This window comes from Nannocystis pusilla, from assembly GCF_026626665.1.
GTDB lineage: Bacteria > Myxococcota_A > Polyangia > Nannocystales > Nannocystaceae > Nannocystis > Nannocystis pusilla.
In genome coordinates, this window is the sequence record NZ_JAPNKE010000002.1 from 7,963,762 (window position 1) to 7,977,147 (window position 13,386).

11 protein-coding genes and 1 tRNA gene are annotated in these 13,386 nt (G+C 75.1%); 2 read left to right on the forward strand and 10 right to left on the reverse strand.

Annotated elements, in window-relative coordinates:
* Position 1: 1 nt before the first annotated feature.
* The 8 genes from OV079_RS35025 to OV079_RS35060 form a co-directional block, all read right to left on the reverse strand.
* Complete coding sequence (locus OV079_RS35025) at positions 2-859, reverse strand: TrmH family RNA methyltransferase (protein ID WP_267773738.1); 858 nt, start codon at positions 857-859, stop codon at positions 2-4.
* The gene (locus tag OV079_RS35030; RefSeq protein WP_267773739.1) at positions 859-2,352 is read right to left on the reverse strand and encodes a hypothetical protein; all 1,494 of its coding nucleotides are present in this window, start codon (positions 2,350-2,352) and stop codon (positions 859-861) included. The genes OV079_RS35025 and OV079_RS35030 overlap by 1 nt, the downstream gene beginning before the upstream one ends.
* Before the next feature lie 318 nt (positions 2,353-2,670).
* Complete coding sequence (locus tag OV079_RS35035) at positions 2,671-5,130, reverse strand: transglutaminase-like domain-containing protein (RefSeq protein WP_267773740.1); 2,460 nt, start codon at positions 5,128-5,130, stop codon at positions 2,671-2,673.
* A gap of 139 nt (positions 5,131-5,269) precedes the next feature.
* Complete coding sequence (locus OV079_RS35040) at positions 5,270-5,635, reverse strand: sacsin N-terminal ATP-binding-like domain-containing protein (protein ID WP_267773742.1); 366 nt, start codon at positions 5,633-5,635, stop codon at positions 5,270-5,272.
* A gap of 606 nt (positions 5,636-6,241) precedes the next feature.
* Positions 6,242-6,733 carry a PaaI family thioesterase gene (locus OV079_RS35045; protein WP_267773743.1) on the reverse strand — a complete coding sequence of 164 codons (492 nt, stop codon included), beginning with the start codon at positions 6,731-6,733 and terminating at the stop codon, positions 6,242-6,244.
* On the reverse strand, positions 6,730-7,206 hold the full coding sequence (locus OV079_RS35050; protein WP_267773745.1) for a PaaI family thioesterase: 477 nt from the start codon (positions 7,204-7,206) through the stop codon (positions 6,730-6,732). The genes OV079_RS35045 and OV079_RS35050 overlap by 4 nt, the downstream gene beginning before the upstream one ends.
* Positions 7,207-7,215: 9 nt before the next feature.
* The gene (locus OV079_RS35055; protein WP_267773747.1) at positions 7,216-7,632 is read right to left on the reverse strand and encodes a sporulation protein; all 417 of its coding nucleotides are present in this window, start codon (positions 7,630-7,632) and stop codon (positions 7,216-7,218) included.
* Between the two features lie 817 nt (positions 7,633-8,449).
* Entirely contained in the window at positions 8,450-8,698 is a 249-nt protein-coding gene (locus tag OV079_RS35060; protein ID WP_267773760.1) for a hypothetical protein, read from the reverse strand.
* Positions 8,699-8,743: 45 nt separating this feature from the next.
* Here OV079_RS35060 and OV079_RS35065 point away from each other — a divergent pair, with 45 nt between their 5' ends.
* Both OV079_RS35065 and OV079_RS35070 read left to right on the forward strand, forming a co-directional pair.
* Positions 8,744-9,103 carry a hypothetical protein gene (locus OV079_RS35065; protein WP_267773761.1) on the forward strand — a complete coding sequence of 120 codons (360 nt, stop codon included), beginning with the start codon at positions 8,744-8,746 and terminating at the stop codon, positions 9,101-9,103.
* An 85-nt stretch (positions 9,104-9,188) separates the two neighbouring features.
* On the forward strand, positions 9,189-11,051 hold the full coding sequence (locus OV079_RS35070; protein ID WP_267773763.1) for a HEAT repeat domain-containing protein: 1,863 nt from the start codon (positions 9,189-9,191) through the stop codon (positions 11,049-11,051).
* 60 nt (positions 11,052-11,111) lie between these two features.
* Here OV079_RS35070 and OV079_RS35075 read toward each other — a convergent pair.
* Positions 11,112-11,184 (reverse strand) — tRNA-Phe (locus OV079_RS35075).
* Positions 11,185-11,513: 329 nt separating this feature from the next.
* A complete protein-coding gene (locus OV079_RS35080; RefSeq protein ID WP_267773764.1) occupies positions 11,514-13,382 on the reverse strand; it encodes a carotenoid oxygenase family protein in 1,869 nt (622 codons plus the stop codon).
* Between the last annotated feature and the right edge of the window lie 4 nt (positions 13,383-13,386).

Genomic DNA, 13,386 nt, shown 5'->3' on the forward strand with positions numbered 1-13,386 from the left:
ATCATAACCCCGGGTCCTGCGCCCCGGCGAGGGCGTACAGCAGGATCGCGGTGGCGGCCGCGACCCCCAGCGAGTCGACGCCCGGGCGCATCGGGATCGCGACCTCGGCGTCGCTGACCGCGCGCAACGCCGCCGGCAGCCCCTGACCCTCGCTGCCGACCAGGATCACGAGCCGCGCCGGCCGCTCCACCGCGCCGAGGGGCCGCGCCCGCGGACCGGGGGTCGCCGCCAGCACCGTGGCGCCGGCCCGGCGCAGCCGCTCCACCACCGCGACGAGGTCGGTGACGCCGGCGAGCCCCTGCGCGAACACGTTCCCGGCGGCGGCGCGGATCGCCCGCCGGCTCAGCGGGTCGGCGCCGGCCCGGTCGAGCAGGAGCAGGTCGACGCCGAAGGCCCGCGCGGCCCGGACGATCGCGCCGACGTTGGCCGGGTCGCTCAGGCCCTGGGCCAGCGCGACGGTGTAGGCCGGTCGCTCGCACAGCGCCGACAACATGTCCTCCGGGACATCTTCATGCTCTGTCCCCGGGGCCATGTCGTTCCAGCGCAGCGCCGCAGGCCGCAGGCCGCAGGCCGCGACGCCGCGGTGGAAGTTGAAGCCGACCACCGTGCGCAGCAGCGCCTGCTCGCCGACGTACACCGGCACCTCGGGGCGCGCGGCCAGGGCCGGGCCGAGGCGCGCGCAGTGGCTCTCGGTCGTCAGCACCGAGGCGATCGGGTAAGCGCTCTGCAGCAGGCGCTCGACCACCAGCTTGCTCTCGGCGATGAAGCGGCGCGGGTCGGGACGGTGGCCGAGCGCCTCCAGCTCGCGGTAGTCGGCGAGGCGCGGGTCGTCGGGGTCGTCGACGCGGACCGGGGTCATCACCGCCCTTGTAACAGCCGGTGCCACGTCCGGACCCACGTCGCCCGGCTCGCCGTCCCCGGCATGCCGCTGCCGGCGAGCAGCGCGATGCAGGCCGGGAAGACCCACGCCTCACCGGTCTCGGCCGCGGCGATCGCCGCCCGCACGTCAGGGTGCTCGCGCCCGAGGTACAGGGTCGCCGGCTCGCCGGCCACCCGCGGCGAACCGGCCCCGGCGCACAGCTCCACCCGCTCCGGCGCCCCCGCCCCGCCGCGCACGGCCGCCCGCAGGGTCGCCAGGAACCGCCGCTCGGCCGCCGACAATGCCGAATCCGGCAACGGTCGCCGCGCCCGGCCGAAAGCCTGCGCCAGCCGTCGCCAGCCCCGCGCCAGCGCGGCCGAGACCGGCATCTGCTCGGTTCCGCGCGGCGGCGGCGAGCGGAACCGCAGCTGCAGCAGCTCGGCCAGGATCCCCCGCTCCGCGGTGCCGAGCAGCAGCACCGGCGGGCCCGGCAAGGCGAATTCGTCGGGGTCTTGCTCGGGCTCGAGGGCGAAGGCCGGCTCGGGTCGGGCCAGCGCCGGCAGGTTCTCGATCGCCAACCACCGCCGCTCGTCGCGGCTCACCAGCGCCGGCACCACCGGCAACGCCAGCACTTCGGCGGCGCGCCGACGCGAGCGCAGCGCCTGCAGCAGGAGGTGCAGCACCCGCGCCTGGCTGGTCGCCGGCAGGCTCGCCGAGCGGGCCCCGGTCGCCAGCATCAGCTGCACGCCGGCGTCGACGATCGCCTCGAGCGCGGGCGCGATCGCCTCGCGCAGGTCGGCCGCGGTCGCGGCCGGGGTCAGCTCGCCGGCCGCGAACTTGTCGGCCAGCTCGACCACCGCCTCGAAGCAGGGCGCCCGCGTGACCCCGACGTGGGTCGACACCACCCCGTGGACGAGCAGCCAGATCCGCGCCGGCTCGCCGCGGTGGGCCAGGGCCACCGTGCCGCGCAGCTTGAACGGCGGCAGCTCGAGCTCCGCGCGCGCGAGGTAGCCGCGCAGGCCGTCGCCGATGTCGACGCCGTCGACCCGGACCGCCGCCGGCGCGAAGCGGGCGACATCGGCCAGGTACGTGCGCGCGCGCGCCGGGTCGAGCTCGGCGCCGCGGACCACGAACTCGGTCCCGCGGCCGCCGGATGGATCTGCACCTTCGGACAGGTTCGCGCGCCCCTGCCCGGCGCACTCGAGGCGGCGCACCAGCCCGTGCGAGCGCGCCACGATCTCGACCCGCCCGGGCCGCAGCGCCGGCAGGGCCAGCAGCGCCAGCGCGCCCGCCTCCTCGAGCGCGAGCAGGGCCCGGTGGCGCCGCTCGGCCTGCACGCCGGCGTCGAGCAGGTCGGCCAGCGCCAGCAGCAGCTCGCGCCCGATCGCCGCCCCGTCGTCGCGCACGCGCACCGAGGCGCGCCCGAGCTCGACCTCGACGGTGCGCGCCCCGCCGACAGCGACCGCCGCACCAGCTTCGCCGGCAGCTGCCACGGCCCTTGCAGCTGCGCGGTCGCCAGCTTGCGCAGCTCCGCCTCGATGTCGATCGCCAGCAGCTGGCGCAGGTCGACCGTCTCGCTCACCCCCGCCCCCATGTCCCCCCGGACTTTTTTCAAAAAGGTGCCCCTCGAGGTGTCTCTCGCTTCTCGGCCGAGGCTCCGACGCCCGACCTTCATCGACATGTCCCTAAAGACATATTCTGCTCCCTGCTCGGCGCGTGCCGCCCTTCGAGGGGAAACCAAGAACATGTCCCGGGAGACATATCCAGACCTGACCTCTCTCAAGCTGTCCCGAGGGACATCTCGCGCTCCCTCACGCCGGCCTCCCGCGGGCCGCCTCGTGGACCGCCTCGCGGGCCGCCTGGCGCAGCAGGCGGGCGGTGCGTTCGGGGCCGAGGTCGAGGCGGTCGAGCAGATAGTCGAGGGCCGCGAACACGGCCGCGGCCGGGCGCGCCGCCAGCACCCCGGCGGCGTCCAGCAGCCACGGGTTCTGGGCGCCCGCCACCACCACCCGGCGGCCGCGCAGCGGCGACTTGCGCAGGCGGAGCGGCGCCAGATCGAGGCTGCGCAGCTCCTCCGGGCCGAGCGACGGGCTGGCGAGCACCTGCCACGGCTCCCCCGCCGCCGTCAGACGGGCGCTCACCGCCTTCAGCAGTTCGGTCTCCCCCGCGGTGCTCAGCAGCGCGTCCCACAGATCGAGGTCGGTCGCCCCGAGCGCGTCGGCCACCGCGCGGGCCTCGGGGCGCTCCTCGTCGAGCACCGCCGCGTCGCCGGCCAGCGCGTCGACGGCCAGCGGCGAGCGCCGGCGCGTGCGGTACAGCCGCCCGCGGGCCGCCAGCCGCTTGGCCTGCGCCAGCGACAGCGCCCCGCCGGCAGCCGTCGGCACCAGCGGCCGCTCGAACACCGCCGGCACCGCCTGGAACACCTCCGGCTGCTGCAGCGCGCCCTGCAGCAGCCGCGACAGGTCGCCGCTCGCGTCGAGCGCCACCCGCCGGCGGGTCCGCTCGCGCAGCAGCCCGAACAGCGCCACCGCGAACAGCGCCGCAGCCCCCACGGCCAGCCCCCACGGCGCCAGCGGTCGCCGCCACGACATGGCCGTTCCGACATGCTCCGAAGAACCTGCCCCGACGGCCATGTCGCCCGGCGGCTCGCCCGGCGGGGCCGGCGGGAGCTCGGCGGTGTCGGCCGCGGCCAGCGAGCCCGTCGTGTCCGCCGCCGCGTCGACCTCCCCGGGCTCGAGCGGCCCGGCCGGCGTGCCCAGGGCCACCCCCGTGCTCGCGTCGGCCACCGCCCACTCGCCGTCCTGCCCGCGGTACTCGGCCCACGCGTGCAGCCACGGGTTCACGCGCCCGTCCTGGCCGACGAACCCGATCGCCAGCCGCGACTCGACCCCCGCCTCCTGCAGCAGCGCCGTCAGCAGCCCGTTCTGCACGTCGCAGTCGCCTTGCCCGATCTCGAGCGCGCGGGCGACGAAGTGCTCCTCGCCCAGCGCCCGGTGCTGCGCCGCCACCTCCGGCGCGGTGCTGTAGGCCACCAGCTCGCGGGTCAGCCGGGTCAGCGCCGACACCCGCGCGGCGATCGACTTCCCGCGCAGCGCTCGCGCCTCGCGGCGCACGTCGGCCGGCAGCAGCCCCGACGACACCGGCCGCGTCGGCGGGCCCGCCGGGGCCGGCGCGGTGCGATACACCAGCGTCGCCTCCGAGGCCTCCGGCAGCACCAGCAGCGCCTCCCCGTCGGCGCCGACCTGCAGGGCCGCGGGCGCGCCCTCGGGGTGGTCGGCGTCGACCAGCGCCGCGCTGCCGGCGACCACTCGATGGCCCGTCGGCACCGGCACCCGCAGCGGCCCGGCCGGCGCCCCGAGGCGCAGCTCGACCTCCGGGCACACCTGCTCTTCGGGACATGTCGTAAAGGCGTAGTCGCCGCGCGGCTCGGGCGGGCGGGCCTCGGCGGTGTCGCCCAGGCGGGTGAACAGCAGCGCCGCGAAGTGCAGGCGCAGGTCGGCCGGGCGGAACGTCAGCGGCGGCTCGCGGGCGCCGGCGCCGGTCAGCACGTCGACCTGCGGCCCGCGGTAGCGCGCGGCCAGGTCGGAGTAGCGGGCCGGCAGGTTGGCGCTGGCCGTTTCGCCATGTCCGATGGGACCTGTCCCATAAGACATCCCCGCGGCCGGCCTGAAGCGGGCCCACACGCGGTCGCCCCACATCGCGTAGGCGGCCCCGCCGGCCAGCGCCGCGCCGAGCAGCGCCGCCAGGAACATACGCACCGCCAGCGAGCGGCGGACCAGGTCGCGCAGCCCGGCCCACGGGCGCTGCCACCACGGCAGCGGGCGGACCGCGTCGAGCTGGCGGGCGATCAGCCCCTCGAGCTCGCGCTGGGCCAGGTCGACCAGGCGGCGCAGCGCCTTGTTGTCGCGCGCGTCGGAGCGCGACAGCATCAGCTCGAGCGCGTCGCTCTCGAGCAGCGCCTGCGGGGCCAGCCGGCCGGGCAGCTCGGTGAAGTGGACGCGGCTGTTGTCGGTGCTGCGGCCGCCGGCGACCACGAAGTCGGCCAGCGACGCCGCCGAGCGGACCCGCAGCCCGCGCGAGAACAGCTCGACCCGCGCCGCCTCGCCGAGCGCCACCACCCCGCGCACCCGTCCGCGGCGGAAGCTCGCGCTCGGGGCCGGCAGCGCGAACGGCTTGTTCACCTTGCGCCCGTTGACCGTCACCACCAGCGGCCGCTCCGGGTCGTCGCGGGTCGCCAGGAAGCGCGCGTTCTGGAACGCCGCGTCGAACACCCGCCGCTCGAGCGCCTCGTCGACCGCCGCCCGCTCGAGCTCGATCTCCGTGCCCGGCAGGCTCGGCGGCGCGATCTTCCGCGCCGTCGCCAGGTCGCCTGCGAGCTCGAGCGCCCACGCGCCCGACCTGTCCTCCGGATCAGGCGAGTTCGGGTCGGGCCGGCGCGCGCGAGCGGATGGCGATCCGCTCCGGCTCGAAGCGCAGCACCGACCAGAAGCCGACGCCGAAGCGGCCGACCTGGTCGCGCCGCGACTCCTTGCTCGAGGCGTACAGCGCGAACAAATAGCGGCGCGCGTGAGCGAAGGTCATGCCCTCGCCGTCGTCGCGGCAGCGCAGCACCCACCGCCCGCCGCGGGCCTCGCAGGTGAACTCGACCTTCGTGGCCCCGGCGTCGCGGCCGTTCTGCAGCAGCTCGCGCACGAACACCCACGGGTCGGGCCCGTAGCGCTCGGCCTCGGCGCGCGCGCGGGCGCGGAACTCGGACCCGGGCGGCGCGCTGCTCATCCTGCGGCCTCGAGCCGGCCGTGGTGCGACGGGGACACGCGAGCAGTGTACCGGCTGGCGCGCCCGGGACGAGCGCGCTCGTTTCGAGCCGGCCCCGGGGCGCGCGGACGCGGCTCGGGGCCGGGCGCAGCCCTCGTGCTGCGGACTCCGGGAGCGCGCCCGGCGACGTCTCGCCGCCGGTGCTCGAGGCCCCGGGATGCAGGACGCCCGCCCGGCTCCCAGGCGCAACGTAGGGTGCCCTGGGCAGCCCGAGCCACGTCACGGTCCGCGCCAGCCGAGCCGCGCACCACCAGCCCGGGTCGCCTCACGGCCCGCGCCAGCCCAGCCGCGCACCACCGGCCTCGTTCGCCTCACGGTCCGCGCCAGCCCAGCCGCGCACCACCAGCCCGGGTCGCCTCGCGCCCACCCATCCCGAGCCGCGCTCTACCACCCCGAGCCGCGTCCACGGCGCGCACAGCCCGAACCGCGCGCCACCGGCCGAGCGCGCACCACGGCCCGCAAGAGAGCGGCCCGGCGTCGCCGATCGCCGCCTCCAGAGGCCCGGGACGGCCGCTCGCTCTCGCCGGCGTCATGCACTTCGTGCGGGTCGGCGGCCGGCACCGCCGCTCAGATCTCGAGCTTCGCCGGCCCCTCGTCGCTGTGGACCAGGAAGTGCGCGCTGGCCACCGCGATCGGGCGCGAGCGGTCGTCTTGCCAGGCCTCGACGCGGACGTTGGTCACGCGGCGGCCCTGGCGGGTCGGCATCCCGCGCGCGAACGTGTCGACCGGGCGACCCGAGCGCAGGTACTCCACGGTGAGACCGATCGTCCGCGGCGTCGCCGACAGCTCGCTCTCCCACAGCAGCTGGAAGATCGCCGTCGACTCGAGCAGCGCGCACAGGGCTCCGCCGTGCAGCGCCGGCAGCACCGGGTTGCCGATCAAGTGCTCGCCGAACCGCATCACGCCCAGCAGCTCGCCCGCGTGCGGCCCCCCGGGCGCCAGCAGCAGCGAGATCCCCATCGTCTGCGCGTACGGCACCGCCGCCGCCAGCCGGCTCGGGTCACCGGCCGCGCGGGCCTCCGCCAGCACCTGTCGCAGCCACGAATCGCTCGTGCTCACGTGGCCCCCTCGGTGCGGCTGGTCGTGCGCGTGCCGAGCATGAAGGTCCCGGCGCTGGTGGCGATCGGGTCGTCCTCGTGGTCGAGGAACGCGACCCCGCGGACGAACGCGACGTGGCGCGTCACCTTGTAGCAGTGGGCGCGGGCGGTCACGCCGACGCCGGGAGCGGCCGGCTTGAGGTAATCGATGCGCAGGTCGAGGGTGGCGATCGCCATCGGCTTGCGCAGCGCCTGGAACACCGCTGCGCCGCAGCAGGCGTCGATCAGCGCCGAGATCGCCCCGCCGTGCAGCACCCCGGTCTCGGGGTTGCCGACCAGGCGCAGGTCGTAGGGCAGGAAGATCTCGGCCCGGCCCTCGCCGACGGACCGCAGCTCGAGGCCGAGCGCGTTGTTGTGAGGCACGGCCCGCATGAAGCGCTGACCGAGCTCGCGCAGGCGGTTCAGGTCTTCCGCGTCGAGTCGCTCGTCGGACATCGATCGTGGTTATGCCACGACCTCGACCGGCACGGCGTGCTTCGGGTTGAGCCCGGGGATCTCGGTCTCCGCGATGAGCACGTAGCGCAGGTTCTCCGCGTTCGCCGCCAGGTCGGCCGGCAGCGTGAGGACCACCGGCATCTCGAGCTGCTCGTCCTTGCCGAGCATCCGTCCGCCTAGCGGGATCGTCACGTTCGCGTGTTGCTGCCAGAACGCGAAGTCGCCGCGGCCCTGCGCGGTGTACACCATGCGCTCCTCGTCGAAGTGCAGGCGCACGTCCTGGACCGCGACGTCGTAGTCCCCGCCGCGCAAGATCACTGTGGCGTGCAGCTCGGCGCCGGCGCGCACCGGCGTGTCGACCTTCGACAGCTCGATCGTCGCCTTGCCGATCCCCACGATGCTCTTGAGTCGGTCCAGGATCTCCATGTCTGGCACTTAGCCGAACCCGGGCCGCGCGGCACGTGAATCTCGGTTCATACGCTGCCTCGCCGGGCGGGCCGCCGGCTTTCACGGGCGAAAGCGGGTGGCCGGGTGTGGGTCTCGGGCCTTCGTGGCCGCGCCTCCGGTCCTGCGCGCGCCGACCCGGGCCGCCTCGCCACGCTTCGCACCGCTCGCGGGCCTCGGGATGCCGGCGCGCACCCGTCCGGCCGCGCCGCCTCGCTTCGCACCGCTCGCGGGCCTCGGATGCCGCCGCCCGCACCGACCCGGGCCGCGCCGCCTCGCTTTCGCACCGCTCGCGGGCCTCGGATGCCGCCGCCCGCACCGACCCGGGCCGCGCCGCCTCGCTTCGCACCGCTCGCGGACCTCGGATGCCGCCGCCCGCACCGACCCGGCCGCGCCCCCCGCTTCGCACCGCTCGCGGACCTCGGGTCCTGCGCGCGCCGGTTTGGACCGCGCCACCTCCCCGCGCCGCGGCCTCGAGATCGTCGCCGGGTCCGCCGGGTCACACCCGGCTCTGCAGCCTTGCCGAGAGCGGCGGCCGAGCTCGGTGGACCCTCGCCGACGCGGCCAAGCTCGGCCTTTCGGGCGCACGGCGGCCCGGTCCGTTTCTTGAGCGGTCGGCCGGCCCGCGCTAAAAGCTGAGCTGCGCCATGCGTGCAATCACTCCTGCCCTGTTCGGCCTGTGTGTCCTCGGCATCGCATGCTCCGGCCGCTCGCGCTCGGACGCCTCCGCCTCCGCGACGCCCGACGCCGCCTCCGCCAGCACCGTCGCCAGCGGTCCCGGGAACGACCCGTGCGCCGTCTACATCGAGCGGGTCGCGCCGGGCGTGCGCTGCGCTGCCGTCGACGACGCCCACTGCACCTGCGAGTTGGTCGCGGCAGCGAGCGCGCCGGCGCCCGAAGCGGCCGCGAATCCGAGCAGCGCATCCGGCGCACCCGCCTCACCGGCGGCCGACGCCGCGGTGGCCAACCTCGAATTCGCCAAGGGCCCGCAGAACACGATCGTGCAGTGCGTGAGCGGCCCGTGTCCGACGCGCTCGGCCGACTTCATCACCGGCGTCTACCCGCCGATCGCGATCCCGCCGCCGGCGCCACGGTGCAGCTCGAGTTCCGGGCGATGCACTACAAGCCCTACGTCGGCACCTACAACCTCGTGCCCGGCCGCAACTACATCCAGTTCGCGCTCGAGCGAGAGTTCGGCGCCCCCGAGAGCGCGGTGTTCCAGTTCGAGGGCGCGCCGGCCGGCACCACCGTCGAGTGCGTCAGCGGCCCGTGCGTCAACAACAAGGCCTACACGGTCGACAAGTTCCCCGAGCTCCCGCTCAAGGACGACGGCGCGACCTTGCTGCTCCGCTTCAACGCCCCCGGCTACCGCACCGCGATGACCTCGTTCCAGGTCCGCCGCGGCCCCAACGCGGTGCCCGTGCTGATGGAGAAGGCGCCGCTCGGCAAGTGAGCGCCCGTCGCTCGCGCGCAGCGGTGCGTCGCCGCGGCGAATCTCCGTGAGGGCGCGGCTCGCCATCGCTTATGCTTCGCCGCCCATGGCGACCCCACCGACCGATCCGGCCGAGCCTGCGACCGAGCGCACCTCACCTGCGCCCGTGCTCGCGCCGGAGCGCCGCCAGCAGCTCGCACAGGCCGTCGCCGACGCCGGCTTCACCCCCGGCCGCCACGACCTCCGCGACGTCGTCGAGCTGCTCGGCGACGACGAGGACCTCGCGGTCCACGTCGAGCGCGCCCTCCTGCGCGCCGGCGCTGCCGCGGCCCCTGCCCTCCTGCGCCGCTTGCCCGACGCCGAGCCGCCGCTGCGCCCGCGCCTCGTCCGCGTCCTCGGCCGCCTGCCCGCCGACCCCGCTGTCGACATGCATTTAAAGGCATGTCTCGACGACCATGACCCGAAGACCAGGCGAAACGCCATCGGCGCGCTCGGCAAGCGCGGCGGCCCCGACGTCGCCGCGGCCCTGCTCGCCCGCGCCCGCGCCGAGGCCTCGCTGCCGCACCTGCGCAGCCTGGTCGAGGCGCTCGGCAAGGTCGGCGACGCCGACGCCCTCGCCTGGCTCGACGGCCTCGAGACGGGCGACCCCGAGCTGCAGCGGCTGACCGCGCGGGCCCGATTGATGCTCGGCCGCAGCCTCGGCCGCGGCGAGGTCGGCTCGGCGATCGATCTCGACGCGATCGCCGCCGAGCCGCGCCCGCTGATGCTCGGCTGCCGCCCCGGCCTCGAGCCGCTGCTGGTCGACGCGCTCGGCCCCGGCTTCGCCCCGCGGGTCCTCGGCCCCGGCCGCGTCGCCGCCACCCTGCGCGGCCCGCTGCGCGACCTCCTCGCGGTTCGCCTGTGGACCGAGGTCGGCCTGCCGCTGCCGCCCCTGTCCCGCGGGACAGATCTGCCCGCGACCATCGCCGCCCTGCTGACGAGCCCCGAAGCCCGCCTGCTCTTCAACACATATACCAAGGGACAGGTCCGCTACCGCCTCGCCTGGGCCCGCGGCGGCCACCGCCGCGCCCTCGTCTGGCAGGTCGCCGCCGCCGCCGCCGCGCGGTGGCCCGAGCTCGTCAACGACCCGCGCGAGACGACCTGGGAGGTCGTGGTCGACGACGCGGGTCTGCTCGTCCGCGCCGAGCTGCGCCCGCGTCGCTGGAGCGCGACCGACAAGCCGGGCGAAGGACTCGCATTCGCCCAGCCCGCCGCCGCCGACCGCCAAACCGCGACCTCGCGCAACACCAGGGACCGCGAACTCGCTACCTCCCGCAACCCCACGGACCCCGCGACCTCGCGCCACTCCACCGACCGCGAAGCACTCGAGCCCGTCGACGACAAGCCCGCGCTCGAGTCCGCCGACCCGCGATTTTCCTACCGCAGCGGCGACGTCCCCGCCGCCTCGCACCCGACGATCGCCGCCGCCCTCGCGCGGCTCGCCGAGGTCCGCCCCGCCGACGTCGTCTGGGACCCGTTCGTCGGCTCCGGCCTCGAGCTGTGCGAGCGCGGCCTGCTCGGCCCGGCCGCGGCCCTCCTCGGCACCGACCTCGACCCGCGCGCCCTCGCCGTCGCGGCGACCAACCTGCGCAACGCCGGCCTGCGCGCCGAGCTCACCCTGGCCGACGCCACCACGCATCGGCCGACCGGCGTCACCCTGATCGTCACCAACCCGCCGATGGGCCGACGCGTGCACCGTGGCGACGTCGGCCCCTTGCTGACCGCCTTCGTGGCCAACGCGGCCGCCGTCCTGGCCCCCGGCGGCCGCCTGGCGTGGATCTCGCCGCTCCCGCGGGTGACCGACCCGGCCCTCCAGGCGGCCGGCCTGGTCCTGCGCGGCTCGCTCACCCTCGACATGGGCGGCTTCACGGGCCAGCTCAGCGCTGGGACAAGCCGCTGCGCCCGCCCGGCCGCCGCCGCTGACTTTTGAGTCCAAAAGCGAAGAGGCGGGGCGCCGCGCGCTCCGCCTCTTTGCTTCGGTTCTCTAGAGTGCCCAGGGACGGAATCGAACCGCCGACACGGGGATTTTCAGTCCCCTGCTCTACCAACTGAGCTACCTGGGCGTGGGGGCGCAGTGGTACGAGATCCGCGGCCGGGCGTCAAGCACCTGGCGCTCCGGACAGGCCCGCCGACCACCCGCCTGGTCGCTCAATTTAGAGATATTTCTCACCACCCCGAAGGCCCCGCGAGCGCCGGTCCCTCGCCTCACCGCCTCGGGCGCACGGCCCTATCAACTATTCGGAAATCCCGAAAAGATGGTACCGCTCACGGGTACTCACGACATTGTGCGCCGGAGCGGCCACCTCCCGCCATTCGCAATCACCTTCGCGAGCGCGCGCGGCCTGAATCATCAGAGCCGCGATTCGCCCTCTGCGCTCACGCGACCTCGCCCTCAGAACTTCGGGAACACCGCGTTCAGCAGCAGCGAGTCGACGTCGTCGCTGTGCATCACCCGGCCGAGCGTCTCATTAAAAAGATCGGAGAACGCCAGCGACCCGAGCGCGCGGGTGCGGATGTACTCGAGGTCGAGCTCGCTGCGGATGTCGACCTGGTAGTCGCGACGGCTGGGCTTCAGCGTCGGCACCCACGAGCCGTGGATCGTGAACGCGAAGTCGAGCACCGAGTGGCCGAGGCGGACGACCGGGCCGCGGGTGATGTCGTTGGCGTCGAACAGCCACAGCTCCTCGCCGGTCGAGCCGAGCGTGCGCGGCACCGTCTCCGACGCGTGGGCCAGCACCGCCACGTAGCCGTCGCGGGCGTGGCGGGGCCCGCCGCGGCGCGGGATGAAGTTCGGCGACAGCAGGCTCCAGCCGTTCGGCGCCGTGTAGCTGCGCATCACTCCCGTCGTCGTGTCGATCTCGAGCAGGCGCGGCGGCTCGCCGTCGGCCAGCGGCAGCGCCCCGATATCCACCCGCGGCGCGTACGCCGACAGCAGGCGCGACGGCACCAGCTCGGGCGCGAACCCGCTGGTGTTGTAGTACACGACCTCGATCGGCTTCTCCGGCCCGCGGCGCGCGTATGTCCCGAGGGCCAGGCCCCACGTCTCGCGGCCCTCGACGAAGCGCGACTCCGCCTTGCCCGACGGCACGTGGACCTTGTGGATCCCCAGGCGACCGCGGGCCAGGGCGCACGGGATCTGCATGCCCGCGACCTCGATCCCGGCCTCGCCGCCGCTCAGCAGGTCCTCGCCCTCGTGGATCCACTCCGACACGTCGAGCGTCGGCGTGTGCGGCACGATCAGGCGCACGTGCTCGCCGTCGTCCTCGAAGTCGGCGTAGAAGTGCACCGACTCGCCCTCGAGCTCGATGCGGTGGGCCAGCACCGGCGTCGGGTGGTCGGCGAACCCGCCGGCGCGCGGCCGCAGGTCGCTGCGGCGGATCGCGTGGATCACCGTCGTCGGCCGCTGCGTCCGCATCGTGCTCGCGCCCAGCAGCTCGCGCAGCGGCTCGACCGGCAGCACCTGGCCGAGCACGTCGAGCGCCAGCTGGCGCATCTCGACCACGAACGCCGAGTCCTGGATCAGCACCCAATGGCGGGTCACCTGGATCTGGTGCACGCACTGGTGGATCTGGATCGCCTCGCCGTCGCGGTCGATCAGGGTGAAGTGCTCGAGCGCCCGACCTGTCCAGCGGACCAGGTGCGAAAAGCCAGGTCGCCCGCCGGGCGCCGGGTTGGAGAAGTTGACGGTGAACAGCTCGCCCGTGGCCTCGTCCTCGGCCGGGTGGGCGGTGCTCAGCACCAGCGGGAAGGCCCACGGCACGGGGATCGATCCGAGCCACTCGTCGGCCTTGCCGATCGGGGTCACGAGCTCGAGCGTGACCGGGTCGAACTCCCACGGGCGGCCGGCGTCGGTCGTCACGATCATGCGGTCGCGCAGCGGGATCGGCGAGTTGCTCAGCACCGTGCGGATCCCGAGCAGCGGCGAGATCCGCGACAGGCCGATGTCGCGGAACTGCATCAACTCGCCGAAGTTGGCGGCGGCGCGGTCGGCGTAGTGACACGGCGGCCGCATGATGTTCTGCGTCAGGCGGATCCGGTCGGCCTCGAGGTCGAAGCGGTACAGCGTGCCCTCGCCGGTGAAGGCCGGGCGGCCGAGCGAGGCGATCGAGCCGGCGATGAACAGGTGCCCGTGGAGGTCCGCCGGCAGCGCGCCGTCCAGCACGTTGAGCTCGAGCTCGCGGCGGTGACCGTCGAGGTCCTCCGCGCCGCTGCTGAGCATCGACGTGGGCATGATGCGGCTGGGTCCCTGCGGGATCTCCATGTGG

Excerpts from the sequence above, each read along its gene's own strand:
- OV079_RS35025 (WP_267773738.1), bottom strand. The coding sequence starts at position 859 with ATGACCCCGGTCCGCGTCGACGACCCCGACGACCCGCGCCTCGCCGAC.
- OV079_RS35040 (WP_267773742.1), bottom strand. The coding sequence starts at position 5,635 with ATGAGCAGCGCGCCGCCCGGGTCCGAGTTCCGCGCCCGCGCGCGCGCC.
- OV079_RS35050 (WP_267773745.1), bottom strand. The coding sequence starts at position 7,206 with ATGTCCGACGAGCGACTCGACGCGGAAGACCTGAACCGCCTGCGCGAG.
- OV079_RS35055 (WP_267773747.1), bottom strand. The coding sequence starts at position 7,632 with ATGGAGATCCTGGACCGACTCAAGAGCATCGTGGGGATCGGCAAGGCG.
- OV079_RS35060 (WP_267773760.1), bottom strand. The coding sequence starts at position 8,698 with ATGAAGTCGGCCGAGCGCGTCGGACACGGGCCGCTCACGCACTGCACG.
- OV079_RS35070 (WP_267773763.1), top strand. The coding sequence starts at position 9,189 with ATGGCGACCCCACCGACCGATCCGGCCGAGCCTGCGACCGAGCGCACC.
- OV079_RS35080 (WP_267773764.1), bottom strand. The coding sequence starts at position 13,382 with ATGGAGATCCCGCAGGGACCCAGCCGCATCATGCCCACGTCGATGCTC.